Annotated in this window: 1 protein-coding gene; it reads left to right on the top strand. The window is 65.1% G+C overall.

Annotated elements, in window-relative coordinates; genetic code table 11:
* The first annotated feature begins 130 nt into the window (after positions 1 to 130).
* A complete protein-coding gene (locus CQY20_RS33700; protein WP_097945715.1) occupies positions 131 to 1,345 on the top strand; it encodes an IS110 family RNA-guided transposase in 1,215 nt (404 codons plus the stop codon).
* Positions 1,346 to 1,692: the final 347 nt, after the last annotated feature.

Genomic DNA, 1,692 nt, shown 5'->3' with positions numbered 1-1,692 from the left:
GCTGATATAGATCGAGTTAGTCCTTCTCAAATGCCTCCGGAGGTGTCAGGAAGGGATCTGTAACTGATTCCTTTGGCGGTCCGTGTGTTGACGCACGTGGACCTCCTGACACGCCCCGGAGGTGTTTGTGGTGTCTGTGCATGTAGCTCCAGTCACGTCGTCCACGATCGTCGTTGCTGTCGATGTCGGCAAGACCTCGGCAGTGTTTTCGGTGACGGATGCGGCTCATCATCGGTTGGTTGGTCCCTCGGAGTTCGCGATGACCGGGCCGGCTCTGGTAGCGGCGGCGGCGCGGGCAGCGGCTGTGGTGCCGTCGACGGGGCGGGTGAAGGTCGGCGTGGAAGCGGCCGGCCATTACCACCGCCCGGTGCTCGACCATCGGTGGCCGGACGGGTGGGAGGTGTTGGAGCTCAATCCCGCTCAGGTCGCCGAGCAGCGTCGTGTGCAGGGGCGGCGCCGCATCAAGACCGACGTGATCGACTTGGAGGCGATCACCGATCTGGTTTTGGCCGGGTACGGACGCCCGGTGGCCGATCGCGATGTCGTCATCGGCGAGGTGAGCGCCTGGGCGGTGCATCGGAGTCGACGTGTCGCTACGCGTACCGCGACGAAGAATCAGCTGCTCGGACAGCTGGACCGAGCGTTTCCCGGACTGACCCTGGCGCTGTCCGACGTGCTGGGCACCAAGATCGGGCGGTTGATCGCCGCCGAGTTCGCCGATCCGGGCCGCTTGGCCGGGCTTGGAGTCACCCGGCTGATCCGGTTCGCCGCGACTCGTGACTTGCAACTACGCCATCCGGTCGCCGAGCGTCTGGTCGCCGCGGCCCGCGATGCGCTGCCGACCCGCGATGCGGTAGTGGCACGCCGGATACTGGCTGCCGACCTGGCGTTGTTGACCGATCTCGACGCTCAGATCCATTCAGCCGAAACCGAGTTGGGATTACTGCTACCGCGCAGCCCATACGCGACGTTGACTTCAGTGCCGGGCTGGGGTGTGGTGCGGGTATCCAATTATGCTGCTGCCCTTGGTGATCCGCAACGGTGGCCAGGGCCACGGCAGATCTATCGTGCATCAGGATTGTCCCCGATGCAGTACGAATCCGCCCATAAACGCCGCGACAGCGGCATCAGCCGCGAAGGCAGCGTAGCGCTACGCCGCGCACTGATCGACCTCGGCATTGGCCTGTGGCTCAATGAACCGGCCGCCAAAGACTACGCCCGCGGACTGAAAGAACGCGGCAAGCACGGCGGCATCGTGGCCTGCGCGTTGGCCCATCGCGCAAACCGGATCGCTCACGCACTTGTGCGCGACCACGCGACCTACGAGCCGACCCGCTGGGCTTGAACCGCTGTCATCCACACTCCAAGAAAGGACCCGCCCAGACCCCCTTCCCAACTTCCGTCGGTAGTGCCACGCTAAGTGGACGCGACGAAGGGCCGGACCAGATGCCGCGTCGGCTATGGCGGACCCCACGGGGGTTACGCCGCATCTAGCTTGGCACCCGGCCCTTCGCCTCCACGGCAGCCCGAACGACGCCAGATAACCCCCAAGGTTGCATACCTCAGCGTGGGCGCCAGGCACCCGTCAACCCAACCAGCAGCACGACCGGCGGCTCGGAATCCAACACCCAACAGGGGTGTCGACCAACTACGGCCACCTCACCCCTTGACTCGACCTACAGCCAGCTAGAT

Origin of the sequence: Mycolicibacterium agri (genome assembly GCF_002553505.1) — a bacterium.
GTDB classification, from domain to species: Bacteria; Actinomycetota; Actinomycetes; order Mycobacteriales; family Mycobacteriaceae; genus Mycobacterium; species Mycobacterium agri.
The sequence above is the reverse complement of the archived record's forward strand: the minus strand, read 5'-3'. Positions and strand labels throughout refer to the sequence as shown.